Source organism: Acidovorax sp. FJL06, from assembly GCF_003852545.1.
Lineage (GTDB): Bacteria > Pseudomonadota > Gammaproteobacteria > Burkholderiales > Burkholderiaceae_C > Acidovorax.
This window is the reverse complement of sequence record NZ_QAJR01000019.1, coordinates 37,560-62,400: the sequence shown is the minus strand read 5'-3', so window position 1 is coordinate 62,400 and position 24,841 is coordinate 37,560. Positions and strand designations below refer to the sequence as shown.

Sequence of the window (24,841 nt, the reverse complement as noted above, 5' to 3'; positions counted from 1 at the left end):
ATGACCAAGAAAAAATCTCTTTCTTCCGTTTCGCTGCTGGACGCGGCACTGATCAAGGCCGCACTTTGGGGCGCACTGGCCAAGCTCAGTCCGTTGGTGCAGTGGCGCAATCCGGTGATGTTCATCGTGTACATCGGCAGCATCTTCACCACGCTGCTGTGGCTGCACGCGCTCAATGCGCCGCAGGATGCCAGCACGCGCCCGGCCTTCGTGCTGGCCATCACCATCTGGCTGTGGTTCACCGTGCTGTTCGCCAACTTTGCTGAAGCGCTGGCGGAGGGCCGCAGCAAGGCGCAGGCCGCATCGCTGCGCGGGCTGCGCAAGGAGACCTGGGCCAAGAAGCTCAAGGAGCCGGTGCACGGTGCTGCGTTTTTGCCCGAGCTGGCCACCAACCTGCGCCGGGGCGACGTGGTGCTGGTGGAGGCGGGCGATGTGATCCCGCTGGATGGCGAGGTGATCGAGGGCGTGGCCTCGGTGGACGAAAGCGCCATCACCGGCGAATCGGCCCCCGTGGTGCGCGAATCCGGTGGCGATTTTTCTGCCGTCACCGGGGGCACCCGTGTGTTGTCCGACTGGCTGGTGGTGCGCGTGGCGGTGAACCCGGGCGAGTCGTTCCTCGACCGGATGATCGGCATGGTGGAAGCCGCCAAGCGCCAGAAAACGCCCAACGAGATCGCGCTGACCATTTTGCTGGTGGCGCTGACCATCGTGTTCCTGGTCGTCACCGTGACCCTGCTGCCGTTCTCGATCTTCAGCGTGCAGGCGTCGGGCGCGGGCACCGTGGTCTCGCTCACCGCGCTGGTGGCCTTGCTGGTGTGCTTGATTCCCACCACCATCGGCGGGCTGCTGTCTGCCGTGGGGGTGGCCGGCATGAGCCGCATGATGCAGGCCAATGTGATCGCCACCTCGGGCCGTGCCGTGGAGGCGGCCGGTGATGTGGATGTGCTGCTGCTGGACAAGACCGGCACCATCACCCACGGCAACCGCCAGGCCAGCGCGTTTCTGCCCGCCCCGGGCGTCTCGAAGGACCGCCTTGCGCGCGCCGCGTTGCTGGCATCGCTGGCGGACGAAACCCCCGAGGGCCGCAGCATCGTGGAGCTGGCCCGCCGCGCTGGCGTGGACGGCCAGAACCCGCCGGGCGTGAAGCTGGTGCCCTTCACGGCCCAGACCCGCATGAGTGGTGTGGACCTGCCAGCCGGCGAGGGGCAACCGGAATCTGCGGCCACCCTGCTGCGCAAGGGGGCGGTGCTGGCACTGGCCAAGCATGTGGAGGCCCTGGGCGGCAAGATGCCGCAGGAAGTCCTGAGCGCGGCCGACCAGGTGGCCCTGCGGGGCAGCACGCCCCTGGCGGTGGCCGAGGGCAGCCAGGTGCTGGGCATCGTGGAACTCAAGGACATCGTCAAGGCCGGCATCCAGGAGCGCTTTGCCGAGCTGCGCCGCATGGGCATCAAGACCGTGATGATCACGGGCGACAACAAGCTCACGGCGGCGGCCATTGCGGCCGAGGCGGGGGTGGATGATTTCCTGGCCGAAGCCACACCCGAAGACAAGCTGGAGCTGATCCGCAAATACCAGGCCGAAGGCCGCCTGGTGGCCATGACCGGCGACGGCACCAACGATGCGCCTGCACTGGCCCAGGCCGACGTGGCCGTGGCCATGGGCAGTGGCACGCAGGCCGCCAAGGAGGCCGGCAACATGGTGGACCTGGACTCCAACCCGACGAAGCTGCTGGAGGTGGTGGAGACCGGCAAGGCGCTCTTGATGACGCGCGGCTCGCTCACCACCTTTTCGATCGCGAACGACGTTGCGAAGTACTTTGCCATCGTGCCCGCCATCTTTGTGTTCACCTACCCGCAGCTGTCCGCGCTCAACGTCATGCAGCTGGCGAGCCCCTCGTCCGCCATCCTGTCGGCCGTGATCTTCAATGCGCTGGTGATCGTGTTTCTGATTCCCCTGGCACTGCGCGGTGTGCGCTACCGCCCGGTAGGGGCTGCTGCACTTCTGCGGCGCAACCTGGCCATTTACGGGCTGGGCGGGCTCTTGGTGCCGTTCGTGGGCATCAAGCTGATTGACTGGATACTTGTGGCCCTCGGGCTGATCTGAGGAGATTCTGATGAAAAACATTCTTCGCCCCGCGCTGGTGCTGTTTGCCTTGTTGAGCGTGCTGACCGGGCTGCTTTACCCGCTGGCCGTGACGGGCGCTGCCCAGGCCGTGTTCCCCAAGGAGGCGGCTGGCAGCCTGGTACAGCGCAATGGCCAGACCATCGGTTCGTCGCTGATCGGCCAGAGCTTTACCGACCCCCAGCATTTTTGGGGGCGTCCATCCGCCACGGCGCCCATGCCGTACAACGCATCGGCGTCCGGGGGCTCCAACCAGGGGCCGCTGAATCCGGCGCAGGCCGATGCCGTGAAGGCGCGCGTGGAGGCCCTGCGCGCGGCCGACCCCGGCAACATGGCACCCGTGCCTGTCGATCTGGTCACCGCCTCAGCCAGTGGCCTGGACCCGCACATCAGCCTGGCTGCGGCGCAGTACCAGGCGGCGCGCGTGGCGCGGGCCCGCGGCTTGCCGGTGGCCCATGTGAACGCCGTCATCGGCGAGTTTGCAGAACAGCCGCTGTGGGGGCTGCTGGGCGAGCCCCGGGTGAACGTGCTGGCGCTGAACCTGGCGCTGGATGGCCTGCGCTGACCATCACTGAAATTTGGCACCGATACTCGTTGATGCATGACTGACATCCAGCGCCCCGACCCCGATGCCTTGATTGCGCAACTGCGCGCCCAGGAGGCGCAGACGCAGCGGGGCAAGCTGCGCATCTACTTCGGTGCCAATGCCGGGGTCGGCAAGACCTGGGCCATGCTGAGCGCCGCGCAGCGGGAGCTGCGCGACGGCCACGACATCCTGATCGGGGTGGTGGAAACCCATGGCCGTGCGGAGACCGCCGCGCTCGTGGCTGGGCTGGAATCCTTGCCCCTGCGGGAGGTGGAGTACCGGGGGCGCCGCCTGTCCGAGTTTGACCTCGACGCAGCCCTGGCCCGCAAGCCCGCCATCTTGCTGGTGGATGAGCTGGCGCATTCCAACGTGCAGGGTTCCCGCCACGCCAAGCGCTGGCAGGATGTGCAGGAACTGCTGGCCGCCGGCATCGACGTATGGACCGCGCTCAACGTCCAGCATCTGGAAAGCCTCAACGGCACGGTGGGGGCCATCACCGGCGTGCGCGTGCACGAAACGGTGCCCGACACCGTGCTGGACGATGCCGACGAGGTGGTGCTGGTCGATGCCACCCCGGACGAACTGATCGCCCGCCTGGGCGCAGGCAAGGTCTATGTGCCCCAGCAGGCCGAGCGTGCGGCGCAGAGCTTCTTCCGCAAAGGCAACCTGATCGCCTTGCGAGAGATCGCCCTGCGGCGCACGGCCGAACATGTGGAGGACGATGTGCTGGGCTGGCGGGTGGAGCAGTCCGGCGCTTCCGGTGGCCGCGTGGCCGCCGCCTGGAACACGTCGGGCAGCCTCCTGGCTTGCGTGGGCCCCCACGAGGATGCCGCGCAGACGGTGCGCACGGCCGCCCGCCTTGCGGGGCAGCTCAACGTGAAATGGCATGCCGCCTACGTGGAGACCCCCCGGCTGCAGCGCCTGGATGCCGCCCGGCGCGACAGGATTCTGGCCGTGTTGCAACTGGCGCAGGAGCTGGGGGCCGAGACAGCCGTGCTCACGGGCGACCGTGTGGCGCCCGCCTTGGCGGCCCAGGCGCTGCATTTGAATTGCGCCACGCTGGTGCTGGGGCGTCCCGCAATGCGGGGGGGCTGGCGCTGGCCGCTGACCGGCAAGGGCACGGCGCGGGAGCTGGCCGAGCTGGCCCCGTCGCTCGACATCGTCGAGGCCGCGCATGCGGGCAGCTCGCGGCGCTTGCCGCAGGCGCTGTGGAACCGCAGCGTGGGCCTGGATGCGGAGGACGCTGGCGAGCCGGGCACCGGGCACCATCGTTGGCGGGGCTTTTTGTGGGCGCTGGGCGCCAGCATTGCCGTCACTGTGCTGGCGACGCCGCTGCATGGGCTGCTGGAGCTGACCAACATCGTGATGCTGTACCTGGTGGGCGTCGTTGCGGTGGCCATCCGCCTGGGCCGGGTGCCTGCCGCGATGGCGGCGCTGCTCAACGTGCTGGCGTTCGACTTTTTCTTCGTTTCGCCGCGTCTGTCGTTTGCGGTGAGTGATGTGCAATACGTCGTCACTTTTGCCGTGATGCTGGGCGTGGGGCTGCTGGTGGGGCAACTCACGGCAGGGCTGCGGTTCGCCGTCGGGGTGTCGATCAGCCGGGAGCGGCGGGCCCAGTCGTTGTTTGAGCTGGCGCGCGAACTGTCGGCAGCGCTGGAGACCAGCCAGGTCATCGAGATCGGTGCTGCGGCGGTTCAAGGGCATTTTGGTGGCCGTGCCGTGGTGGTGGCCATGGACGCGTCAGACGGTCTTCAATACCCCGCAGACCTGCCAGAGGGATTCGACAAAAGCGTGGCCGACTGGACGCTGCGCCAGGGCCAGAGCGCCGGGTTGGCCACGGGCACGCTGGCCGCGCAGGCTTGGCGCTACGTGCCCCTGAAAGCGCCCATGCGTGTGCGGGGCGTGTTGGCGCTGGAGCCCGCCCATCCCCGGTGGCTGCTGATCCCGGAGCAAGCCCAGCAACTCGACACGCTGGCCCGGCAGATCGCCATTGCCCTCGAACGGGTGCACTACGTGAACATTGCGCAGCAGGCCGTGGTGGACATGGAGTCGGAGCGGCTGCGCAATGCCCTGCTGGGCGCGGTGTCGCACGATGTGCGCACACCGCTCACGGCCTTGATCACGATTGCCGAGTCACTGCAGAGCACGCCGCCGCAAGAGATCGGCGCTGCGACCCAGGCCATCGTGCGCCAGGCGCACCAGCTCAATGCGCTCGTCAGCAATCTGCTGGACATGGCGCGGCTGGAGAGCGATGTGTCCGGCCAGAGCGTCAGCTTGCGGCGCGACTGGCAGTCGGTGGAGGAGGTGGTCGGCTCCGCCATCCGCGCTGCCAAGCCGGCGCTGGGCGACATGCCCGTGCGCACGGAGTTGCCGGCTGATCTGCCGTTGGTGGAGTTCGACCCCGTGCTTATCGAGCGCGTGCTCGTCAACCTGCTGGAGAACGCGGCCAAGTACGGCGCTCCACCGATTGTGGTGGCGGCCTCTACCACCGAGAGCATGCTGGTGCTCAAGGTCAGGGACCATGGCCCCGGCTTGCCGGCCTCGGTGCGTGGCAAGGAGCACACGCTGTTTGAAAAGTTCACCCGGGGGCAGGCGGAATCCGTGACACCGGGCGTGGGCCTGGGCCTGGCAATCTGCAAGGCCGTCGTGCATGCGCATGGCGGGACGATCTCCGCTGCCAGCGTGGCGGGGGGCGGAGCCGAGTTCACGGTCACCCTTGTGCGGCGCGAACCGCCTCCCGACCCCGGTTTTGATGATGTGGAGCGGGGCGCATCCGCCCCTTGAAGAAGACGATGCAGATACGTACCGTTTTGGTGGTCGAGGACGAGCCCCAGATCCGGCGCTTTGTGCGCAGCGCGCTGGAGGCCGAGGGCTGGCAGGTGCATGAGGCCGGCACCCTGCGCGAAGGCCTGTCTGCGGCAGGCACCCGCCAGCCCGACCTGCTGGTGTTGGACCTGGGGCTGCCCGATGGCGACGGCGTCGATCTGATCCGCGATGTGCGGGGCTGGTCGGCGGTGCCCATCATCGTGCTGTCTGCGCGCACCGATGAGTCCGAGAAAATTGCCGCACTCGACGCGGGTGCGGATGACTACCTCACCAAGCCTTTTGGCACCGGCGAGTTGCTGGCGCGGGTGCGGGCCAACCTGCGGCGGCCCCGCGCCGCCACTGGCAATGGGCTGGCGATGGAGGCGGCGGAGCCCACCTTCCAGTTTGGCGATGTCGAAGTGGACCGCAGCGCGCGCCTGGTGCGCAAGGCCGGTGTGGCTGTGCATCTGACGCCAACGGAGTACCGCATGCTGATGGTGCTGGTGGCCAACGCGGGGCGGGTCATTACGCAAAAGCAGCTGCTGCGCGAGGTGTGGGGGCCCATGCGGTCGGACCAGAGCCACTATCTGCGCATCTACATGGGGCACCTGCGGCAAAAGCTGGAGGCCGACCCCGCCCAGCCCCGCCACCTGCTGACCGAATCCGGCGTGGGATACCGGCTGGCGGTGTAGGGCGGGCCAGGGCCCGTCGCCGGGCCTGGGGTATTCGTGTGGCGTGTGCAGGGGTGAACTGCATGCGCCCTGGTTGTTCTGTCTGGCACCACAACTTACGCTTGGCCGCATGGAATCAACCAACAAGGAAGCCCCCATGGCCGTGAGAGTCTGGATCGATGCTGCAGGTGGCCCCGATGCCCTGCGCCTGGAGGAGATACAGCCCGAAGCGCCCGGCGCCGGCCAGGTCTGGCTTGCGCAAGAGGCCATTGGCGTGAACCCGCTGGACGTGAGCCAGCGCAAGGGTGCGGTGGCCATCCCGTTCCCGTCCGGCCTGGGGCTGGAGGGCGCGGGACGTGTGGTGGCTGTGGGGCCGGGCGTGGCGAATGTCGCGGTGGGCGACCGGGTGGGCTACGCGACCGGGCCACTGGGGGCCTATGCCAGCGCCCGCCTGTTCCCGTCCGAGCGGCTGGTTCAACTGCCCGATGCGTTGGGCATGGACGAGGCGGCTGCCGTGCTCTTCAAAGGCATCACGGCGCAGTACCTGCTCAAGACCACCTACCCGGTGGCGCCGGGCACCCGGGTGCTCATCTATGGGGCTGCCGGGGGCCTGGGGCAACTGATGTGCGCCTGGGCCCGGCACCTGGGCGCCTTTGTGGTGGGCGTGGTCTCCAGGCCCGAGAGCGTGGAGCGCGCCAGGGCGGCAGGGTGCGATGCGGTGTTTGTCTTCGACCCGGCCACCTTGCCCGCCCAGGTGCTGGAGGCCACGCAGGGGCACAAGGCCGACGTGGTGTACGACCCCATCGGCCGGGCCACGCTGGCGGCCTCGCTCGACAGCCTGCGCCCGCGCGGCCTGCTGGTGTCCTTTGGCGCCACCTCGGGCGTGCCCGCGCCCATTGACGTGGGCACGCTCAATGCCAAGGGCTCGCTGTTCCTCACACGGCCCTCGCTGGCCGCGCACACGGCCACGGCCGCCGAGTACCAGGAGCGCGCGCAGGACGTGCTGCAGGCCGTGGCCGCCGGCATCATCGTGCCGCGCATCGGGCGCCGCTACGCGCTGGCCGAGGTGGGCACCGCGCATGCCGACCTGGAGCAGGGGCGCTCGCAAGGTGCGATCATCCTGACTCCTTGACCTCTCGGGTGCCACGCGGTGGCGCTTTGAATTCCTGATGGACCTGCTCGACAGCCAGCACGCCGATGAACTAGCCACCCTGCTGGCCCTGAGCGACGCAGGCTCGTTTGCGGCGGCGGGCCGCGCATTGCAGCGCCACCCCTCGGTGCTGTCCAAGCGCCTGAACGCGCTGGAGCGCCGCCTGGGCATCCGGCTGGTGGAGCGCACCACGCGCCAGTTGCACCTCACGCACGAGGGCCTGCGCTTGGTCGAGAAGGTGCGTGAGGCCATGGGGCTGATTGCACAGGCTCAGAAAGAGGCGGCCGAAGGCGCGCAGCAGGTGCGCGGGCGCCTGCGGGTGTCGGTGCCTGCCGCCATGGGGCGGCGCCTGCTCAGCGCCATGCTGGCGGAGTTTGCACTGGCCCATCCGCAGGTCACGCTGGAGGTTGAATATGCCGACCGGCTGGTGGACATCGTGGGCGAACGTTTTGACGCTGCGATCCGCATTGGCAAGCTGGCCGACAGCCAGCTGGTGGCCACGCGGCTGTGCGGCCACCAGCGCATCATGGCGGCGGCACCTGCATACCTGGCCAAGCACGGCACGCCGCAGGCGCCTGCCGACCTGGCGCAGCACAACTGCCTGGGCTTCACGGGCTTGGTGTCCTACCCGGAATGGCAGCTCACCACCCGTGCGGGTGTCAGCCACACGGTGGTGGTGCGCGGCGCGTTGATCAGCAACGACAACGAGGCCTTGCTCACGGCAGCCACGATGGGCGCGGGCATCTTGGCCGGCGGAGACTGGCTGATTCAGCCCTGCATCGATGCCGGCCAGCTCGTGCGCGTGCTGCCGCAGTGGCAGCTCAACGCCGATGCGGGCATCTACCTGGTGCGGCCCTCGGGGTCGTTCAGCACGGCGGCGATGGCGGCTTTTCGTGTCTGGGTGGTGGACTGGTTTGCGGCCCGGGTGCGCTCGGCCGAAATCCCGTTGGCGGTGAAGGCGCCGCGATGATCGGGCTCGCCTTGCCGCATGGGCTGCTGCCCTTGGTTTATTCATGGGTCTGGCGTGCATTCCGTCGCCGGGCTTTTCATTTCCACATTCCATGACCCAGGCAACACCCCACACTTCTACCGACTTGAATCCGCTGGATTCGCTCGTCCCCTTGCTGTTTGTCGCGCTCTGGAGCACGGGCTTCATCGGTGCCAAGCTGGGCCTGCCGTACATCGAACCGCTGACCTTCCTCGGGTTGCGCTTTGCCATCGTCACCGTGCTCATGCTGGCCGTGGTGGCGTTGGTGCGTGCGCCCTGGCCACCGGCGGGCAGGGCCTGGGGGCACATTGCGGTGTCGGGCCTGCTGGTGCATGGCGTGTACCTGGGTGGGGTGTTCATGGCCATTGGCCACGGGCTGCCGTCGGGTATCACGGCGCTGGTGGTGGGGTTGCAGCCGCTGCTGACGGCCTTGGTGGCGGGGGCCTTGCTGGGCGAGAAGGTGCGGCCTGCGCAGTGGGTGGGCTTGGCGCTGGGCTTCAGCGGCGTGGCGCTGGTGGTGGCAGGCAAGGTGGCCACTGTGCCGACAGGCGCACTGCTGGGCATGTTGCTGCCCGCCCTGGTGGCCTTGCTGGGCATCACGGCGGGAACGCTGTACCAGAAACGTTTCTGCCCCTCGTTCGATCTGCGCACGGGCTCGGTGATCCAGTACCTGCCGTGCGCCATTGCCATGGCGGTGCTGGCCGATGCCACCGAAACCATGGCGATCACATGGAGCGGTGAGTTCGTGTTTGCGCTGGGCTGGCTGGTGTTGGTGTTGTCGCTGGGGGCCGTGAGCCTGCTGAACCTGCTCATCCGCCGGGGCGGCGCGGTGAACGTGGCCAGCCTGTTCTACCTGACACCGCCCACCACGGCGCTGATTGCCTGGGCCATGTTTGGCGAGACGCTCACCGGCTGGGCACTGGCGGGGATGGCGCTGGCGGCTGCGGGGGTGTGGCTGGCGCGACGGTAGGGGGCTCGGATACAGTGGAAGCAGGCTCCGTTAGCTCCTGCGGGAAGGCGTTAAGCCATGTTTGGTCACAGTCTGCGAGAGTGCTTCAGGGCTATGCGTGCCCCCCTGTTGGCTGCTCAATTTTTATATCTAATTGCCTTCTTTTTGCCGTCCGAAATGATGGTCGGGGGTGTATATAAATTGGTGGGAGACGTCCAGACGGTGTACCACGGAGTACAGGCTTTGAAGATGCGCAGCACAGCGTCCAATGGCTACATACAGTTGAAAAAGTGACGGCGTTTCGCCGATCACGGTATGTATGTTTTCTAGTGCTTCTCGCTTCTTTGGCTCTGAGTGAAAGAACTCCGAGTTAAACCAAAGATCGATAATCTCTCTATTGGTGATCGGGTGCCCAAGGTCTTTTGAGACTTGGGTATCTTTCATTGCTTCTTTGTACCAAATATCCAGCTTGTCTAGGTAGCCGTCAGCCCAATCGTCTTGGATTCGACGTCGCACAATTTTCAAAATTTTCTGGAATTGGGTTGGTTCCCCTTGCGCACAAAAGAGCCGGAACCTCATGGCAAGAATGGCCACTTCATCCACTTCCGGAGTGTTGGCCTCAAATGCGATCACTTCTCCTGTCGCGTGGTCATGAGTTGTCCTGGACATGGGTGGGCCCGTACGTCTAGCTAACGACTGCGTAAATTTTTCAACACAACGTCGAAAGAGAAGAACGTCGGAGAACTCGTTTGCCGCCATTCCGACTACGGAGCTTTGGCGTCGGATCATATGAGGAAAGATCGCTATCGTCATTTGTTCTCCGTGTCAGGGCCTACTCTGGGTCTTGCATATCCTCACAGCGTGCGCAGCCGTTCCAGCGCAGCGCGCAGCGTCTCGTCCTTCTTGGCAAAGCAGAACCGCACCACACGCTGATCGAAGCCGTCGCCATAAAACGCCGACAGCGGAATCGCCGCCACGCCCACTTCGCGGGTGAGCCACTGGCAGAAATCGGCCTCGTTCAGGTCGCTGATGGCCGAGATGTCCACGCACTGGAAATAGCTGCCGGTGCTGGGCAACAGCTTCAGGCGCGAGCCTGCGAGGCCCTGGCGGAACAGATCGCGCTTGGCCTGGTAGAACGCGGGCAGCTGCAGGTAGGGCGCGGGGTCTTGCAGGTAGGCGGCCAGGCCGTGTTGCATGGGCGTGTTGACGGTGAACACGTTGAACTGGTGCACCTTGCGGAACTCGGCCGTCAGGGCTGCGGGCGCAGCCACAGTGCCGACCTTCCAGCCGGTGACGTGGAAGGTCTTGCCAAAGCTCGACACGATGAAAGCGCGCGCCGCCAGGCCCGGAAAGCGCGCGGCGCTTTGGTGCTCGGCACCGTCAAACACCATGTGTTCGTACACCTCGTCGCTAATGAGCAGGATGTCGGTGGGTGCGAGCAGGTCTTCAAGCTGGCGCATTTCCTCGGCCGTCCAGATGGTGGCGCTGGGGTTGTGCGGGCTGTTGATGAGGATGGCGCGGGTGCGCGGCGTGATGGCCGCGCTGATCTTGCCGAAGTCGGGCCGGAAGGTGCCGGGCGTGAGCGGCACACGCACGGCCTTGCCGCCCGCCAGCTCGATGTTGGGCACATAGCTGTCGTAGCAGGGGTCGAGCACGATGACCTCGTCGCCCGGGTGCACGATGGCCAGGATGGCGGTGATGATGGCTTGCGTGGCGCCCGCCGTGATGGTGATTTCGGCGTTGGGGTTGTAGGCGCGGCCGTGCAGCGCTTCGATCTTGCGGGCCACGGCTTCGCGCAGCACGGGCACGCCGGGCATGGGCGGGTACTGGTTGTGGCCGGCCTGCATGGCGGCCGTGACGGCGTTCACCAGCGCGGGCGCGCATTCAAAGTCTGGGAAGCCCTGGCCCAGGTTGACGGCCTGGTGCTCGGCGGCCAGCGCCGACATCACGGTGAAGATGGTGGTGCCCACGTTGGGCAGCTTGCTGGGGAAGGCGGGTGTGCGGGCGGTGGCTTGGGTCATGGCGCAGCAGCGTGAAAAGCGTGGAAGGGGTCAGGGTGTTCTGAGGGCTGAGCGGGGGTCACAGCTCGTAGTCGTTGACGTGACCCGTCATCGCGCGGGCAATCAGCTCGCGGCTCAGGCGGTCGCTGAGCAGCTCGGCAAACTTGTAGACAAAGTTGCGCAGGTAGGCGCCGCGCTTGAAGGCCACGCGTGCCACGCTCTGGCCGAACAGGTGGCCCACGGGGCGTACGGCCAGGTCGCCCACCGGGTCGTCGCGCATGGCCATCTCGGCCACGATACCGATACCGAGGCCCAGGCGCACATAGGTCTTGATCACGTCGGAGTCGATGGCTTCGAGCACGATGCGCGGCTGCAGCTTGCGTGCGGCAAAGGCGTGGTCGATCTTGCCGCGTCCTGTGAAGGACGGGTGGTAGGTGATCAAGGCTTCGTGCGCCAGGTCGTCGAGGCCTATGCGCTCTTTTTGCGCCAGCGGGTGGTCGTTGGGCACCACCAGCACATGCTGCCATTCGTAGCAGGGCAGGGTCACCAGATCGGGGTAGTCGGCCAGGGATTCGGTGGCCATGCCGATCTCGGCCACCTCGTCAATGATCATGCGGGCCACTTCGTGCGGCGTGGCCTGGTGCAGGCTGATGTTGACCTTGGGATAGGCCTCGCGCAAGCGGGCCACGGGCACCGGCAGCACGTAGCGGGCCTGGGTGTGGGTGGTGGCGATGCTGAGGGTGCCGCTGTCCTGCGCGCTGAACTGTTCGCCAATGCGCTTCAGGTTGCCGACCTCGCGCATGATGACCTCAATGCTCTTGAGCACATGCTGGCCGGGTTCTGTGATGCGCTTGAGGCGCTTGCCGTGGCGGGCAAAGATGTCCACGCCCAGTTCTTCTTCCAGCTCGATGATGGCTTTGGAGACGCCGGGCTGCGAGGTGTGCAAGGCCTTGGCGGCTTCGGTCAGGTTGAGGTTGCGGCGCGCCGCCTCTTGCACGAAGCGGAATTGGTGCAGGTTCATATCTGATATCGCCTAAAGAATTGCATTATTATGCTGCAATCGTCTAAGCGCTGCCGGGCGCATCCACAGAATTTTCAGTCCAGCGGGGCCTCGCAGGCGATGTCGGCCATCAAGGCGGTCATGCGCGGGTCTTCGCCGATCGCGGCCTGGATGTGGAACCGCACACCGGGGTGGGTGGCATGCAGTTCCTGCATCAGCACGGGCAGGTCTTCGCGCGCGTGTTTGCCGGTCCCCAGGAACATGGGGACCACCGTGACGTGGGTGGCGCCTTGGCTCACGAGTTGCCGGGTGGCATCTGCAAGGGTGGGGGCACACAGCTCCAGGTAGGCGCAGGCCACCAGGCGTGCGGGGTGCTGCGCGGCGATGTGCGCCGCCACGGCTTCGAGGGGGGCGCGCCACAGGGGGTCGCGGGAGCCGTGCGAGAACAGGACGATGGCGTGGTGCATGGTCGTGGGATGGCGTGCTGCGGCGGTCAGCGCCGCAGCACCAGCCAGCCGAAGGCGGCCAGAGAGAGCACGGAGTAAATCAGCCCCGGCGCAGCCGCCGTGAGCATGGGCGACCAGTTTTGCAGGTTGCCCGCGTAGCCAAACACATTGTTCAGCAGGAAGAAGCTGATGCCCGCCATCACGCCGCCAAACACATAGCCCGCGATGCCGCCTGAGCGGAAATGCAGGTAGGCGAAGGGCAGGGCCAGCACCACCATCACCAGGCAGGAGAGGGGGTAGAACACCTTGCGCCAGAACTCGATCTCGTACTTCTGCGCCGACTGGCCGTTGGCGTTCAGGTGCCGGATGAACTGGAACAGGTCCAGCGTGGCCATGCGGTCGGGTTTGAGCAGCGAGGCGGCCACCATGTCGGCGCTGATGCGCGTGGGCCATTGCAGGCTGGGGCTGTCCAGGTGTTCCACGCGCGCTTCACCCTGGTTGCCGGTGTCACCGCGGTGCTCAAACCGGCTGCGCTGGACCTTCTCCAGGGCCCAGGCGCCATCTGTGCCGAACTGCCCCGAGGCGGCCCGGGTTTGCGAGGCCAGGCGCCCCTTCTCGTCAAACTCAAAGATGCGCACGTCGAGCATGCCGCCATTGGAGGCGAGTGCGCGCACGTTGACGGCGAAGGAATGGTCTTCCTGCCGTTCCTTGAGCCAGGCGCCCGTGGCGCCGGTGGTCAGCCGCCCGAGATAGCGCACCTTGATGAGCTGGGCGGTGCGGTCGGTCAGCGGGGCCAGGTAGTCACCCACGGCGAAGGTCAGCACCACAAAGACCCCGCCCAGGGTGACCAGGGTGCGCAGTGCGCGCCAGGGGCCCATGCCGCTGGTGCGCATGATGGTGAACTCGGAGCTTTGGGCCAGGCGTGCCATCACGAAAATGGTGCCGATGAGCACGGTGATGGGCAGCAGTTCGTAGAGGTGGCTCGGGATGCTGAGCACCACGAACAAGAGCGCATGCGAGAGCTGGTAGCCATCGGCCCCGCTGCGGCCCACCCAGCGCAGTTCATCGACCAGGTCGAAGAAGAAGAACAGCGCCAGAAAGCCTGCCGTGACGAAGGCCACGGCGGACAGGGCTTCGCGGTGGATCAGGCGGCGGATGGTTTTCATGCGGGCTGCCCTCCCTGTGGCTGCGTGGGCCGTGGCGACAGCAGGCGCTGCACGGTCCATTGGTTGTGCCGAACGGCCAGCACCAGCAGTGACACGGCCAGCATGCCGCCGTGCAGCAGCACCGTGAAGCTCACCAGGCCCAGCCGCCCCGCACCCACCCAGCTTTGGCCCAGGGTCATGAGGTTGTAGTAGACGATGAATGCGAACAGCGCAAACACCAGGCTGGTGCTGCGCGCGGCACGCGGGTTGGCGCTGGCCACGGCTAGGCCGAGCAGCACAAAATTGAGCGCGGCCAGCGCCAGGCCCAGGCGCCAGCCCAGTTCGGCCTGGTAGGCGGGCAGGGGCTGCCTGAGCAGGTCGTAGGTGGTGCGGGTCTTGACGGCAAGCTCTTCGGCAGAGCCTGGCGAGGCAGCACCGATGCGGGTGCCGTATTCAGTGAAGTCGCTGATCTTGATGCCGGGCTTGTCGCGCGCACTCTCCAGCCGCTGCCCGTTGCTGAGCAGCACCATGCGCTCACCCGCCTGGGTCTCCAGCCGTGCGCTGCGGGCCGACGTGACGGACTCCCGCCGGCCGTCGTTGGCGGCGATGAAGACGTTGTTGGCGGCCTGGGTGTCGGGGCTGTCCTTGTCGATGAAGAACACCCGGCTGCCGTTCGACGACTCCTGGAATTCGCCAGGCGCAATGCGGTCGATGTCGCTGCGCTGCTCGTAGCGGGTCTTGAGCTCCTGGATCTGCGAGTTGGCCCAGGGCCACACCAGCAGCGACAGCACGGCAATCACCACCATCACGGGCCAGGCAAACCGCAGCAGGGGCTTGACCAGGCTCAGCAGGCCCCGGCCGCTGGCGAACCAGATCACCATTTCGCTGTCGCGGTACATGCGTGAGAGCGTGCCGACCACGGCAATGAACAGGCTCAGGCTGAGAATGGTGGGCAACTGTCCCAGGACGGTGAAGCCCATGACCAGCATCACATCGGAGGGGCTCACGCTGCCTTTGGAGGCCTGGCCCAGGGTGCGGATCAGCATCATGGTCATGACCACGGTCACCAGCACCACAAGCGTCGCACCGAAGCTGCGTGCCAGCTCCTTGCGAATGGATGAATCGAATAACATTGGCTCAGCGCGTGCTATGCATTTGTGCGTGCGCATCAAAGTGCAGGGCGCGCTCAAAAGGAAAACACCGATTATGAACTTTGATCTCAAGACCCTGGATTTGACGGCGGCCGCCTCGGAGAAATGCGACCTGCTGGTGGTGCTGATTCCCGAGGGTTTCAAACCGGGGCCGGATGCCCTGTCTGCGCTGGCGGCGCTGGCGCTCAAGAACGGAGATCTGTCACTGAAGGCGGGCAAGCAGCTGCAGCTGTACCAGGTGCCCGCCGTGGCCGCGCGACGTGTGGTTCTGGTGGGCGGGGGCGATGGCTCGGCCCGTGCGTCGCGCCAGGCCGTACTGGCGGTGGGGGGCGCCATCAAGGCGCCGCACACCAAGCGGGTGGCGCTGTGCTGGGCGGGAGCCGCCTCGGCGGATGCCGTGGGCGCCGCCGTGCAGGCGGTGGCCGAGGCCAGCTATGTCTACACCACCACCAAATCCAAGGTGGAGGCGCGCAGCCTGAGCCGCTGCGTGGTCGGTGTCTCCAACGTCGCAGAGGTGCGTGACGGTTTTGACAATGGCGTGGCGCTGGTGGCAGGGGTAGAGTTCGCGCGCGAATGGGGCAACCGCCCTGCCAACCATGCAACGCCGAGCTTGCTGGCCGATGCTGCCAAGACGTTGGCCAGGCTGCCGCGCATCCAGTGCAAGGTCCATGGCCCGGCCGAGGTCAGCCGCCTCGGGATGGGGGCCTTCATGGCCGTGGCGCGCGGCTCCGAGGAGCCTTTGCGCTTCATCGAGCTGCGCTACAACGGCGCCGCCAAGGACAAGGCGCCCGTGGTGCTGGTGGGCAAGGGCATTACCTTTGATACCGGGGGCATCTCGATCAAGCCCGCGCCCGAGATGGACGAGATGAAGTTCGATATGTGCGGCGCGGCCAGCGTGCTGGGCACGTTCCGCGCCCTGGGCGAGTTGCAGCCCGCCATCAATGTGGTGGGGCTGATCCCCGCCTGCGAGAACATGCCCGACGGGCGCGCCGTGAAGCCTGGCGACGTGGTCACCAGCATGAGCGGCCAGACCATCGAGATCCTGAACACAGACGCCGAAGGCCGCCTGGTGCTGTGTGACGCGCTGACCTATGCGGCCCGCTTCAAGCCCGCTGCCGTGGTGGACATCGCCACCCTGACCGGTGCCTGCGTGATCGCGCTGGGGGGCGTGCGCAGCGGCCTGTTTGCCAACCACGATGGTTTGGCCGCCGCGCTGCATGGCGCTGGAGAAGCCGCGCAGGACCCCTGCTGGCGCATGCCTCTGGACGATGACTATGCCGATGGCCTCAAGAGCAACTTTGCCGACATGGGCAACGTGGCCGGGCGCGCCGGTGGCTCCATCACGGCCGCCAAGTTCCTGCAGAAGTTTGTGGGCGACACGCCGTGGGCGCACCTGGACATTGCCGGCACGGCCTGGCGTGGCGGTGCCGCCAAGGGCTCTACAGGGCGCCCCGTGGGCTTGCTCGTGCACTACCTCCTGGGCCAGGCCCAGGCGAATGTGGGCAAGGCAGCATCCGCGCCGCGCGCCGCCGCCAAGCCCGCAGCCAAGCGTGTGCCCCGGGCCAAGGCGGCTTGAGCGGGCATGCCATGACGGAGGTCGCCTTTCATTTCAACGCGCCAGACAAACTGGCCTATGCGTGCCGGTTTGCGCGCAAGGTGCAGCGCAGTGGGGCGCGCCTGGTCATCACCGCCCCCGCCGAAGCGTTGGAGGCCCTGGATCGCATGCTCTGGGCGATGGCGCCACAGGATTTTGTGGCCCATTGCCGCAGCGATGCGGACGAGGAACTGGTGCAGGCGTCCCCGGTCTTGTTGGCGCTGGACGCACGGTCAGCGGCGCACCATGAGGTGCTGCTGAACCTGCACGCGGAAGTCCCGGAAGGCTTCGGGCGTTTTGATCGCCTGGTGGAGGTGGTGAGCGCCCATGACGAGGCCGATCGCATCGGAGCGCGCACGCGCTGGCGCCACTATGCCTCCCGGGGCTATGCCATCACGCGCCACGATCTGGTGCTGAAAGCCGGCTGATGGCCACGCCCCCCAAAGCGCCCCCCCGTTTTGTGCCCACACTCACCGAAGTGGTGCAGGTGCCTGGTGCACCGCAAGCGCCCAGCCCGGCCATTCCCCCGGCGCACACCGCGGTCGTGCCACCGCTGCACGCCGCACCTGCAGGGGCGCGGCAAACCGGTGCCGCTCCATCGCCAGCCGTGCCCCGGCCGGCCAATGCACCTGCACCCGCGTTGGCGTCTTTGCCAGGGGGCGGGGCGAGCGGTGTGCGGATGCCCGCTGGCGGGGCTGGAGGGGGGGCGGCGCCCGCCAGTCCGCAGCGCATGCCGGGCGCTGTTCTGCCTGTTTCGGCCACCCAGCCGGCCGCCGCTGTGGCTGCAGCTGCGCCAGAGACGACCCGCCCCTTGCCCGAGGGCATGGAGGAATACATGGTGCACCGGGTCATGCAGCGCGTGGACGTTGTGTTGGATCAACGTCTGCGTGAAGCGATTGCCATCGTGGTGCAAGAGCAGACAAGATCGGTGCTGCCCAGGTTGCGGGAAGAGATCGAATCCGTGGTCCGCCACGCGGTGTACGAGGCTGTGGCAGAAGAGCTGGCCAGCGGGACGCCCGCAGCCGGCAAGGGATGACAGGGTATTCCCTTGTGGTTTCCCTCGCATTTAATCGTGTTCCCTAATGATCTGGCCCGTAAATTGCGATATGTTCGCCTGCGTTGAGACACAAGAACATTCTCAGCGTTTATCTTTACTGGAGATTGATATGCAATTGAAGTTGAAACTGACCGTGGTTGCTGCTATCGCAGCTGTTGCTGGTGTGGCCTCTGCACAAGAGCAGGTGGTCAAGATCGGCCACGTGGCTCCGGTTTCCGGCGCCCAAGCCCACTACGGCAAGGACAACGAAAATGGCGCTCGCATGGCCATTGAAGAGCTGAACGCTCAAGGCATCACCATCGGTGGCAAGAAGATCAAGTTCGAGTTGCAGGCTGAAGATGACGCTGCCGATCCCAAGCAAGGTACGGCTGCCGCACAGAAGCTGTGCGACTCCAAGGTGGCAGGCGTTGTCGGTCACCTCAACTCCGGCACCACCATCCCAGCATCCAAGGTCTACAACGACTGCGGTATCCCCCACGTCACCGGCGCTGCAACCAACCCCAACCTGACCAAGCCCGGCTACAAGACCACCTTCCGCATCATCGCCAATGACAACGCCCTGGGCGCTGGCCTGGCTTTCTACGCTGCGGACACCCTGAAGCTGAAGACGGTTGCCATCATCGATGACCGTACCGCTTACGGCCAAGGCGTGGCAGATGTGTTCAAGAAGACCGCTGCGGCCAAGGGCATCAAGGTGGTGGACGAGCAGTTCACTACCGACAAGGCCACCGACTTCATGGCCATCCTGACCGCCATCAAGGCCAAGAATCCTGATGCCGTGTTCTACGGTGGCATGGACCCACAAGCCGGCCCCATGCTGCGTCAGCTGGAGCAACTGGGCATGGGCAACGTGAAGTACTTCGGCGGCGACGGCGTCTGCACGGCCGAACTGGCCAAGCTGGCCGCCGGTGCCAAGACCCTGGGCAACGTGATCTGCGCAGAAGGCGGCTCTTCGCTGGCCAAGATGCCTGGCGGCACGGCCTGGAAGGCCAAGTACGATGCCAAGTACCCCAACCAGTTCCAGGTGTACAGCCCTTACACCTATGACGCCACGTTCCTGCTGGTGGACGCCATGAAGCGCGCCAACTCCGTGGACCCCAAGGTGTACACCGCTGAACTGGCCAAGTCCAGCTTCAAGGGCGTGACCTCCACGATCGCCTTCGAACCCAACGGCGAAATGAAGAACCCCTCCATCACGCTGTACGTCTACAAGGACGGCAAGAAGACCCCTCTGTAATAGAGAGATCTTCGTTCTGCAAGGCACCCAGGCGCCTTGCGGGCAACAAAAAAGGCTTCCCTTGGGAAGCCTTTTTTGTTGCGAAGGGGGTAAAAACCGTTCGCTGCCTGAACTTCGGGTCAGGAGAGAGGATGGGGCTGTGCAGAGCGGCGAGGCGCCGGCCGCCTAAGAACCTGTTCAAGATTTTTTCGGGGTCGCACAAGTCCCTTGCCGGGATGGGATGCTAGGCGCGGTGCGCCGCCAATAGCTCGGCTATTGGCAAGCGCCGCAACGCCGCAGACCGCCCGGCAAGGCACTTGCCCGAAGGGTTGGAGTGAAATCGGGNNGGGCATGAGCCCATGCGGCGCATCCGAGGCATCCACTCGTCCCGATTGCACTCCAATGCGATCCCCGAAAAGATCTTGAACAGGTTCTTATCGCCGCACCTGGAGCGAACCGGGGTTCACGATGTTGGTCGGTGTGCCCTTGATGAAGTTCACCACGTTGTCGAAGGCTGCACCAAAGTACAGCTCGTAGCTGTCCTGTTCGACATAGCCAATGTGGGGCGTGCAGATGCAGTTCTCCAGCCGCAGCAGGGCATGGCCTTGCAGAATGGGCTCGCTTTCGAACACATCGACGGCCGCCATGCCGGGGCGCCCCCGGTTGAGGGCCGCAATCAGGGCGTCGGGCTCAATGAGTTCGGCGCGCGAGGTGTTGACCAGCAGAGAGGTGGGTTTCATGCACGACAGGTCTTCGAGCGAGATGATGCCGCGGGTCTCCTCGTTCAGGCGCAGGTGCAGCGAGATGACATCGCACTGGGAGAAGAACTCCTCGCGCGTGGTGGCGGCCTGGTAGCCATCCGTGAGCGCCTGCGCGCGCGAGCCTTCTCGGCCCCATACACGCACATTCATGCCAAATGCCCGGCCATAGCCGGCGACCAGTTGCCCGATGCGTCCGTAGCCCCAGATGCCCAGGGTTTTGCCGCGCAGCACGTTGCCCAACCCAAAATTGGCGGGCATGGAGGCTGTCTTCAGCCCGGACTGCTGCCAAGCGCCGTGCTTGAGGTTGGAGATGTACTGGGGCAGCCTGCGCATGGAGGCCATGACGAGGGCCCATGTCAGCTCGGCGGGAGCCACAGGGGAGCCCACGCCTTCGGCAACGGCGATTCCGCGCTCGGTACAGGCAGCCACATCAATGTGGCCACCGATCTTGCCTGTTTGTGCAATGAGCTTGAGGCGGGGCAGTTTTTCGACGAGTTGGCGCGTGATCTGGGTGCGTTCCCTCACCAGCACGATGATGTCGGCATCTTTGAGTCGCACAGAGAGCTGGCCCAGCCCCTTGACCGTGTTGGTGTAAACCTTGGCGGTGTACGCGTCGAGCCGGGAGGCGCAATGCAGCTTGCGCACTGCATCCTGGTAATCGTCGAGGATCACTATGTTCATTCCGACATTGTGCCTTGGCAGAGATTGCGTACTGCGCCAGGTGGCTGTTTGGCGCATCAAAATCCCCGGCTTTTGGTGACGGAGTGTTGGTGTTGCCTGGCTCGGCATTCCACCGAAGGGGTGGCGTGAAATCGGGCCGATGGGTTTGAGGCTTTGCTATCTGAGGGCTCGAAAGCTTGCGCTTCAACTCCAAGGCATGCACCTCCATCACCGTAGGACTGCAAGGCGGTCTTTGAAAAGATCTTCCGACAGGCCTTAGGCCCGCATGGCTTCGGAGGCCACCATGCGGTCCAGCTCGGCGCACACATCGGCCATACGGCCCGCAATCACCAGGTGGCCCGTGCCAGAGTCGGACACCCGCCGCAGGACCTTGGGCGACCGCAGGCTGCGGGCATGCGAATCCGCGGGCAGCGTTGATAAAAATGCGTGGCGGTGGCTGCCCATGGGGTTGGCCATGGGCAGAAAAGACCTACCTGCTGACGCAGGCTGCCGTGTGGGTGCCTCGGAGGGGCGCAGCGGAGGCTTGACTGTGAAAGGCCAGTTGCCGCGCAGTGGCCGTGGGCCCAACTGCGGGGTAGGCGGGCGCGGGTGGCCCACTACTGCGGCGTTGGCGTCTGCTGCGGTATCTGCGCGCGCGGGGTGTACCAGCAGGCGCTTCAGGCCGCGCAGCGGATTTTGCAAGGCGGTAAGGGTGAGCAAGGCAAGTCCCATGTGAAAACTCCGAAGGTCGGGGGTTGAACACAGGCAGGATTGCGAAGTGATTTCACGCCATGCATGGGCCGGATGATGGCGGGTGTGATGGTGCCCTGCGGCGCCGGTTGGGGTGGCACCGCAAGACGGTCATCATGGCCGCGTTGGCATCGGCTTGTGGCAGGGCGTGGGGCCGGCACCGCAGGGCTGGCATGCCGTTGCCGGCATACCAAACGCCCGCCACCCGCGGTGTGGCCCAAAAGAGGTCTGGACCTACATCAGCATGGTGTTGCGGATGAGCCCGACTGCGAGGCCTTCGATTTCGAAGGGCTCGCCGGGCTGGACCACGATCACCGGGTAGTCGGGGTTCTCGGGCAGCAGTTCGATGGCGGTTGCGGTACGGCGCAGGCGCTTGACGGTGACGTCGTCCCCCAGCCGGGCCACGATGATCTGCCCGTTGCGGGCTTCGCGGGTGGACTGCACTGCGAGCAGGTCGCCGTCCATGATGCCGGCGTCGCGCATGGACATGCCGCGCACCTTGAGCAGGTAATCGGGTTTGTGCTGAAAGAGGCTGTTTTCCACGCTGTAGGTCTGGTCTACATGTTCCTGCGCGAGAATGGGCGAGCCTGCCGCCACGCGCCCCACCAGGGGCAGGATCAGCTGCGAAAGGCCTGGAATAGGCAGGCTGAACTGGTTGCCGCGTGCCGCATTGATGGAGCGGACCGTGTCGCTGCGCAGGCGAATGCCGCGTGACGTGCCGCTGACCAGTTCGATCACGCCCTTGCGGGCCAGGGCCTGCAGATGCTCTTCAGCGGCGTTGGCCGACTTGAACCCCAGTTCGGCCGCGATTTCTGCGCGGGTGGGGGGCGCACCGGTGCGTGCAATGGCGGTCTGGATGAGGTCCAGAATCTGCTGCTGGCGGGCGGTGAGTTTCGGGTTGTCGAGCATGGTGGTTTCCGGTGGCGACGGTTACAGTGGCGAACAACTGTTTTTTAATCCAGTAACTGTATTTTTCACCAGTTTTTCGGAGTATGCAAGTGAGCGGGCAAAAAATTGTGGTTTTGGGCACCGGGGGCACGATTGCGGGCACCTCGGCGCAGGCGGGGGACAACATTGGCTACACCGCTGCCCAGGTGGGTGTGGCGCAGTTGTTGGCCGCTGTGCCCGGCTTGCAAGCGCTGGCCGGCGGCATGCTGGAGGCTGAGCAGGTGGCCCAGGTGGACAGCAAGGACATGGACGACGGCGTCTGGCGGGCGCTGGCCCTGCGCTGCGCGCACCACCTGGCGGACCCGGACGTGCGAGGCCTGGTCATTACCCACGGCACCGACACGCTGGAAGAGACCGCGTGGTTTCTGCATGAGGTGCTGGACGTCAGCAAGCCCGTGGTGCTGACCTGCGCCATGCGCCCCGCGACGGCCTTGACGCCCGATGGCCCGCAGAATCTGCTGGACGCCGTGGCCGTGGTGCTGGCCCCCGGTGCCACCGGGGTGATGGCCGTGGCCGCGGGCGAGGTGCATGCCGCGCGCTATGTCCAGAAAGTCCACCCGTACCGGGTGCATGCCTTCACCTCTGGCGATGCAGGCCCCTTGGGTTGGGTGGAGGAAGGCCATGTGCGTCTTGTGCAAAACTGGCCAGTTGGGCAAACAGGGCAAGCCCTTGGTGCTATCAAAGAAGGAGCTTTTTCTGCCGATTGGCCTTGGGTCGAGGTGGTGCTCAGCCACGCGGGGGGGCAGGGCCGGGGTGTGGATGCCCTGGTGCGCGCAGGCGTGCAGGGCCTGGTGGTGGCGTGCACCGGCAACGGGACCATTCACCAGGCGCTAGAGGCCGCCTTGCTGCGTGCGCAGGAGGCGGGCGTGCGGGTGGTGCGGGCCACCCGGTGCGCCGAGGGGCAGGTGCTGCCCAAGCCCGGGGATGCGTTGCCTGACTCCCAGGGGTTGTCGCCGGTGAAAGCGAGGGTGGCGCTGCTGCTCGACTTGCTGCAAGCGGATTGACGGGGCCGCCTGCCAATGTTCACGGCACTCAAGACCCATGCCTGGGCCTATCCGGCGCTGGAGGTGGCGCACATCGTGGGCATTGCGCTGCTGTTGGGCAACCTGGTGCTGCTGGAGCTGCGGGTATTTGGTCGGGGCGCGGCGCTGCCGGTGAAGGATCTGGCCCGGCTGAGCCTGTCGCTGGCGCTGTGCGGCTTTGTGCTGGCCGCAGCCTCGGGCCTGCTGATGTTTGCCACCCAGCCTGCCGAGCTGCTCAGCAACCGGGCCTTCACCGTGAAAATGTTGCTGCTGATGCTGGCCGGGTGCAATGCCGCGTGGTTTCATGGGCGCGGGTCGCTCGTGCGGCTGGATGGCCTGGCCCGCGCGCAGATGCTGGCGTCCATGTTGGTCTGGCTGGCCGTGGTGGCGTGTGGCCGCTGGATCGCTTACCTGTGAAGCCTGTCTGGCTTCCCCCCTCCTTTTTTCTTCAGGAGTCTGTATGAGCCTGCAACGCCGCCACCTGCTGGTTGCCGCCACCGCCTGGCCCCTGGGGGCGCAAGCGCACCATGGCTGGAGCAGTTTTGATGCGGACCGCCCCCTCTATCTGGAAGGCACCGTGCGCAAGGTGCGCTGGCAGAACCCCCATGCCGAACTTGCGCTGGAGCTTGCGGCCGGCCTGACGCTGCCGGCCGATCTGGCCCAGCGGCCGGTGCCGGCGCAGACGGCGCCTGTGGATGGCCAGGCGCTGCTGGCCAAAGCAGTGCTGCCCACCCGCAAGGACCGGCTCTGGGCGGTCGAGCTGGCGCCCCTTACGCGCATGCAGGCCTGGCAGGTGCAGGAGATCCGGCCGGGTGCCATGGTGTCGGTGGTGGGGTTCGCCTTGCGAGAAGAAAAGGGCGATCCGGTGCTGCGCGCCGAGTACCTGTTCGTGGATGGCAAGGCCTATGGTCTGCGGTCCAGCCCGGCGTGACGGGGGTGAGGCCGAACGCACGGTTGCTGGAGGCTGGAGGCTGGAGGCTGGAAGCGCGGAGGCCGCAATGGGGTCAGCACAGGGCCACGCCGTCGCCACCGTGCTCGCTACACCCTGCGCCACCATGAAAAAAGCGATGCCCCTGTGCAGGGCATCGCCAGATGGAGGTCGCGGGGCTGCTGCGGCCGGGGGTCGTGCCTGCCGCTGCTGCCTGTCGTCAGCTGGCCAGCGCCAGGAACGCGCGCGCGGTGATTTCGTCCACGCTGCCCGTGCCACTGATGGCGCGGTACTTGGGCGCGGCGGCGGGTTCTGCCTTGGCCCAGTTGCCGTAGTAGTCCACCAGGGGGCGCGTCTGGTCGCTGTAGACCTGCAGGCGCTTCTTGACGGTTTCTTCCTTGTCGTCTTCGCGCTGGATCAGCTCTTCGCCGGTCACGTCGTCCTGGCCTTCCACCTTGGGCGGGTTGAACTTGACGTGGTAGGTGCGGCCGCTGGCGGGGTGCGAGCGGCGGCCGCTCATGCGTTCGATGATGGCTTCAAAGGGCACGTCGATTTCGAGTACGTAGTCGAGCTTGACGCCCGCCGCCTTCATCGCGTCGGCCTGGGGAATGGTGCGGGGGAAACCGTCGAACAGGAAGCCGTTGGCGCAGTCGGGCTGCGTGATGCGTTCCTTGACCAGACCGATGATGATGTCGTCGCTGACCAGGGCACCCGAATCCATCACGGCCTTGGCCTGCAGGCCCAGGGGCGTGCCGGCCTTGACGGCGGCGCGCAGCATGTCGCCGGTGGAGATTTGCGGGATGCCGTACTTCTGGCAGATGAACGTGGCTTGCGTGCCCTTTCCGGCGCCAGGCGCGCCCAACAGAATCAGTCTCATGGAAGTCCTCGAAGGT

24 protein-coding genes are annotated in these 24,841 nt (G+C 66.0%); 14 read left to right on the top strand and 10 right to left on the bottom strand.

What is annotated here, in order from left to right; genetic code table 11:
- The 7 genes from kdpB to DBV10_RS12295 all read left to right on the top strand — a co-directional run bounded on the left by kdpB (position 1) and on the right by DBV10_RS12295 (position 9,291).
- Positions 1-2,103, top strand: coding sequence for a potassium-transporting ATPase subunit KdpB (gene kdpB / locus DBV10_RS12325; protein WP_124513939.1), 2,103 nt, complete (start codon positions 1-3; stop codon positions 2,101-2,103).
- Positions 2,104-2,113: 10 nt separating this feature from the next.
- Positions 2,114-2,686, top strand: a complete 573-nt coding sequence (gene kdpC, locus DBV10_RS12320; protein ID WP_124513938.1) for a potassium-transporting ATPase subunit KdpC — start codon at positions 2,114-2,116, stop codon at positions 2,684-2,686.
- A gap of 36 nt (positions 2,687-2,722) precedes the next feature.
- Positions 2,723-5,491 (top strand): DUF4118 domain-containing protein, encoded by a 2,769-nt coding sequence (locus tag DBV10_RS12315; protein WP_124513937.1) that lies wholly within the window; start codon positions 2,723-2,725, stop codon positions 5,489-5,491.
- An 8-nt stretch (positions 5,492-5,499) separates the two neighbouring features.
- The gene (gene kdpE / locus DBV10_RS12310) at positions 5,500-6,204 is read left to right on the top strand and encodes a two-component system response regulator KdpE (RefSeq protein ID WP_124513936.1); all 705 of its coding nucleotides are present in this window, start codon (positions 5,500-5,502) and stop codon (positions 6,202-6,204) included.
- A gap of 136 nt (positions 6,205-6,340) precedes the next feature.
- Positions 6,341-7,315: a quinone oxidoreductase gene (locus DBV10_RS12305; protein WP_124513935.1), complete on the top strand. Its 975-nt coding sequence runs from the start codon at positions 6,341-6,343 to the stop codon at positions 7,313-7,315.
- A gap of 37 nt (positions 7,316-7,352) precedes the next feature.
- The gene (locus DBV10_RS12300) at positions 7,353-8,303 is read left to right on the top strand and encodes a LysR family transcriptional regulator (protein ID WP_124513934.1); all 951 of its coding nucleotides are present in this window, start codon (positions 7,353-7,355) and stop codon (positions 8,301-8,303) included.
- Between the two features lie 91 nt (positions 8,304-8,394).
- Positions 8,395-9,291, top strand: coding sequence for a DMT family transporter (locus DBV10_RS12295; RefSeq protein ID WP_124513933.1), 897 nt, complete (start codon positions 8,395-8,397; stop codon positions 9,289-9,291).
- 129 nt (positions 9,292-9,420) lie between these two features.
- Here DBV10_RS12295 and DBV10_RS12290 read toward each other — a convergent pair whose 3' ends face one another.
- The 6 genes from DBV10_RS12290 to lptF all read right to left on the bottom strand — a co-directional run bounded on the left by DBV10_RS12290 (position 9,421) and on the right by lptF (position 14,994).
- Entirely contained in the window at positions 9,421-10,083 is a 663-nt protein-coding gene (locus DBV10_RS12290) for a hypothetical protein (protein ID WP_124513932.1), read from the bottom strand.
- A 41-nt stretch (positions 10,084-10,124) separates the two neighbouring features.
- Complete coding sequence (locus DBV10_RS12285) at positions 10,125-11,291, bottom strand: pyridoxal phosphate-dependent aminotransferase (RefSeq protein ID WP_124513931.1); 1,167 nt, start codon at positions 11,289-11,291, stop codon at positions 10,125-10,127.
- A 58-nt stretch (positions 11,292-11,349) separates the two neighbouring features.
- A complete protein-coding gene (locus DBV10_RS12280; protein ID WP_124513930.1) occupies positions 11,350-12,291 on the bottom strand; it encodes a CysB family HTH-type transcriptional regulator in 942 nt (313 codons plus the stop codon).
- 74 nt (positions 12,292-12,365) lie between these two features.
- Positions 12,366-12,737 carry a sirohydrochlorin chelatase gene (locus tag DBV10_RS12275; RefSeq protein ID WP_124513929.1) on the bottom strand — a complete coding sequence of 124 codons (372 nt, stop codon included), beginning with the start codon at positions 12,735-12,737 and terminating at the stop codon, positions 12,366-12,368.
- Positions 12,738-12,763: 26 nt separating this feature from the next.
- Complete coding sequence (gene lptG / locus DBV10_RS12270; protein WP_124513928.1) at positions 12,764-13,882, bottom strand: LPS export ABC transporter permease LptG; 1,119 nt, start codon at positions 13,880-13,882, stop codon at positions 12,764-12,766.
- Complete coding sequence (gene lptF / locus DBV10_RS12265) at positions 13,879-14,994, bottom strand: LPS export ABC transporter permease LptF (RefSeq protein ID WP_124513927.1); 1,116 nt, start codon at positions 14,992-14,994, stop codon at positions 13,879-13,881. The genes lptG and lptF overlap by 4 nt, the downstream gene beginning before the upstream one ends.
- Positions 14,995-15,067: 73 nt before the next feature.
- On the opposite strand from lptF, the gene DBV10_RS12260 reads away from it, so the two are divergent.
- From DBV10_RS12260 to DBV10_RS12245, 4 genes are all read left to right on the top strand, one after another.
- Positions 15,068-16,588: a leucyl aminopeptidase gene (locus tag DBV10_RS12260; protein WP_124513926.1), complete on the top strand. Its 1,521-nt coding sequence runs from the start codon at positions 15,068-15,070 to the stop codon at positions 16,586-16,588.
- 11 nt (positions 16,589-16,599) lie between these two features.
- The gene (locus tag DBV10_RS12255; protein ID WP_124513925.1) at positions 16,600-17,034 is read left to right on the top strand and encodes a DNA polymerase III subunit chi; all 435 of its coding nucleotides are present in this window, start codon (positions 16,600-16,602) and stop codon (positions 17,032-17,034) included.
- A gap of 302 nt (positions 17,035-17,336) precedes the next feature.
- Positions 17,337-17,642: a hypothetical protein gene (locus DBV10_RS23110; protein ID WP_233589903.1), complete on the top strand. Its 306-nt coding sequence runs from the start codon at positions 17,337-17,339 to the stop codon at positions 17,640-17,642.
- 130 nt (positions 17,643-17,772) lie between these two features.
- Positions 17,773-18,900, top strand: a complete 1,128-nt coding sequence (locus DBV10_RS12245) for a branched-chain amino acid ABC transporter substrate-binding protein (RefSeq protein WP_124513923.1) — start codon at positions 17,773-17,775, stop codon at positions 18,898-18,900.
- Between the two features lie 413 nt (positions 18,901-19,313).
- Here the strand turns inward: DBV10_RS12245 and DBV10_RS12235 are convergent, their stop codons facing one another.
- The 3 genes from DBV10_RS12235 to lexA all read right to left on the bottom strand — a co-directional run bounded on the left by DBV10_RS12235 (position 19,314) and on the right by lexA (position 21,959).
- Positions 19,314-20,321: a D-2-hydroxyacid dehydrogenase family protein gene (locus DBV10_RS12235; RefSeq protein ID WP_124513922.1), complete on the bottom strand. Its 1,008-nt coding sequence runs from the start codon at positions 20,319-20,321 to the stop codon at positions 19,314-19,316.
- Positions 20,322-20,576: 255 nt separating this feature from the next.
- The gene (locus tag DBV10_RS12230) at positions 20,577-20,777 is read right to left on the bottom strand and encodes a hypothetical protein (RefSeq protein WP_124513921.1); all 201 of its coding nucleotides are present in this window, start codon (positions 20,775-20,777) and stop codon (positions 20,577-20,579) included.
- A 507-nt stretch (positions 20,778-21,284) separates the two neighbouring features.
- Positions 21,285-21,959: a transcriptional repressor LexA gene (gene lexA / locus DBV10_RS12225; protein ID WP_124513920.1), complete on the bottom strand. Its 675-nt coding sequence runs from the start codon at positions 21,957-21,959 to the stop codon at positions 21,285-21,287.
- 83 nt (positions 21,960-22,042) lie between these two features.
- On the opposite strand from lexA, the gene DBV10_RS12220 reads away from it, so the two are divergent.
- From DBV10_RS12220 to DBV10_RS12210, 3 genes are read left to right on the top strand one after another with little or no spacing between them, the layout of a single operon-like run.
- A complete protein-coding gene (locus DBV10_RS12220) occupies positions 22,043-23,002 on the top strand; it encodes an asparaginase (protein WP_124513919.1) in 960 nt (319 codons plus the stop codon).
- Between the two features lie 15 nt (positions 23,003-23,017).
- The gene (locus DBV10_RS12215) at positions 23,018-23,437 is read left to right on the top strand and encodes a hypothetical protein (RefSeq protein WP_124513918.1); all 420 of its coding nucleotides are present in this window, start codon (positions 23,018-23,020) and stop codon (positions 23,435-23,437) included.
- A gap of 43 nt (positions 23,438-23,480) precedes the next feature.
- On the top strand, positions 23,481-23,951 hold the full coding sequence (locus DBV10_RS12210; RefSeq protein WP_124513917.1) for a DUF6152 family protein: 471 nt from the start codon (positions 23,481-23,483) through the stop codon (positions 23,949-23,951).
- 217 nt (positions 23,952-24,168) lie between these two features.
- On the opposite strand, the gene adk is transcribed toward DBV10_RS12210, so the two are convergent.
- On the bottom strand, positions 24,169-24,825 hold the full coding sequence (gene adk, locus DBV10_RS12205; RefSeq protein WP_124513916.1) for an adenylate kinase: 657 nt from the start codon (positions 24,823-24,825) through the stop codon (positions 24,169-24,171).
- Positions 24,826-24,841 lie beyond the last annotated feature (16 nt).

Bases quoted from the DNA above. Each gene is read 5' to 3' on its own strand.
- kdpB (WP_124513939.1), top strand. From the start codon at position 1: ATGACCAAGAAAAAATCTCTTTCTTCCGTTTCGCTGCTGGACGCGGCA.
- kdpC (WP_124513938.1), top strand. From the start codon at position 2,114: ATGAAAAACATTCTTCGCCCCGCGCTGGTGCTGTTTGCCTTGTTGAGC.
- DBV10_RS12315 (WP_124513937.1), top strand. From the start codon at position 2,723: ATGACTGACATCCAGCGCCCCGACCCCGATGCCTTGATTGCGCAACTG.
- kdpE (WP_124513936.1), top strand. From the start codon at position 5,500: ATGCAGATACGTACCGTTTTGGTGGTCGAGGACGAGCCCCAGATCCGG.
- DBV10_RS12305 (WP_124513935.1), top strand. From the start codon at position 6,341: ATGGCCGTGAGAGTCTGGATCGATGCTGCAGGTGGCCCCGATGCCCTG.
- DBV10_RS12300 (WP_124513934.1), top strand. From the start codon at position 7,353: ATGGACCTGCTCGACAGCCAGCACGCCGATGAACTAGCCACCCTGCTG.
- DBV10_RS12295 (WP_124513933.1), top strand. From the start codon at position 8,395: ATGACCCAGGCAACACCCCACACTTCTACCGACTTGAATCCGCTGGAT.
- DBV10_RS12290 (WP_124513932.1), bottom strand. From the start codon at position 10,083: ATGACGATAGCGATCTTTCCTCATATGATCCGACGCCAAAGCTCCGTA.
- DBV10_RS12285 (WP_124513931.1), bottom strand. From the start codon at position 11,291: ATGACCCAAGCCACCGCCCGCACACCCGCCTTCCCCAGCAAGCTGCCC.
- DBV10_RS12280 (WP_124513930.1), bottom strand. From the start codon at position 12,291: ATGAACCTGCACCAATTCCGCTTCGTGCAAGAGGCGGCGCGCCGCAAC.
- DBV10_RS12275 (WP_124513929.1), bottom strand. From the start codon at position 12,737: ATGCACCACGCCATCGTCCTGTTCTCGCACGGCTCCCGCGACCCCCTG.
- lptG (WP_124513928.1), bottom strand. From the start codon at position 13,882: ATGAAAACCATCCGCCGCCTGATCCACCGCGAAGCCCTGTCCGCCGTG.
- lptF (WP_124513927.1), bottom strand. From the start codon at position 14,994: ATGTTATTCGATTCATCCATTCGCAAGGAGCTGGCACGCAGCTTCGGT.
- DBV10_RS12260 (WP_124513926.1), top strand. From the start codon at position 15,068: ATGAACTTTGATCTCAAGACCCTGGATTTGACGGCGGCCGCCTCGGAG.
- DBV10_RS12255 (WP_124513925.1), top strand. From the start codon at position 16,600: ATGACGGAGGTCGCCTTTCATTTCAACGCGCCAGACAAACTGGCCTAT.
- DBV10_RS23110 (WP_233589903.1), top strand. From the start codon at position 17,337: ATGCCGGGCGCTGTTCTGCCTGTTTCGGCCACCCAGCCGGCCGCCGCT.
- DBV10_RS12245 (WP_124513923.1), top strand. From the start codon at position 17,773: ATGCAATTGAAGTTGAAACTGACCGTGGTTGCTGCTATCGCAGCTGTT.
- DBV10_RS12235 (WP_124513922.1), bottom strand. From the start codon at position 20,321: ATGAACATAGTGATCCTCGACGATTACCAGGATGCAGTGCGCAAGCTG.
- DBV10_RS12230 (WP_124513921.1), bottom strand. From the start codon at position 20,777: ATGGCCAACCCCATGGGCAGCCACCGCCACGCATTTTTATCAACGCTG.
- lexA (WP_124513920.1), bottom strand. From the start codon at position 21,959: ATGCTCGACAACCCGAAACTCACCGCCCGCCAGCAGCAGATTCTGGAC.
- DBV10_RS12220 (WP_124513919.1), top strand. From the start codon at position 22,043: ATGCAAGTGAGCGGGCAAAAAATTGTGGTTTTGGGCACCGGGGGCACG.
- DBV10_RS12215 (WP_124513918.1), top strand. From the start codon at position 23,018: ATGTTCACGGCACTCAAGACCCATGCCTGGGCCTATCCGGCGCTGGAG.
- DBV10_RS12210 (WP_124513917.1), top strand. From the start codon at position 23,481: ATGAGCCTGCAACGCCGCCACCTGCTGGTTGCCGCCACCGCCTGGCCC.
- adk (WP_124513916.1), bottom strand. From the start codon at position 24,825: ATGAGACTGATTCTGTTGGGCGCGCCTGGCGCCGGAAAGGGCACGCAA.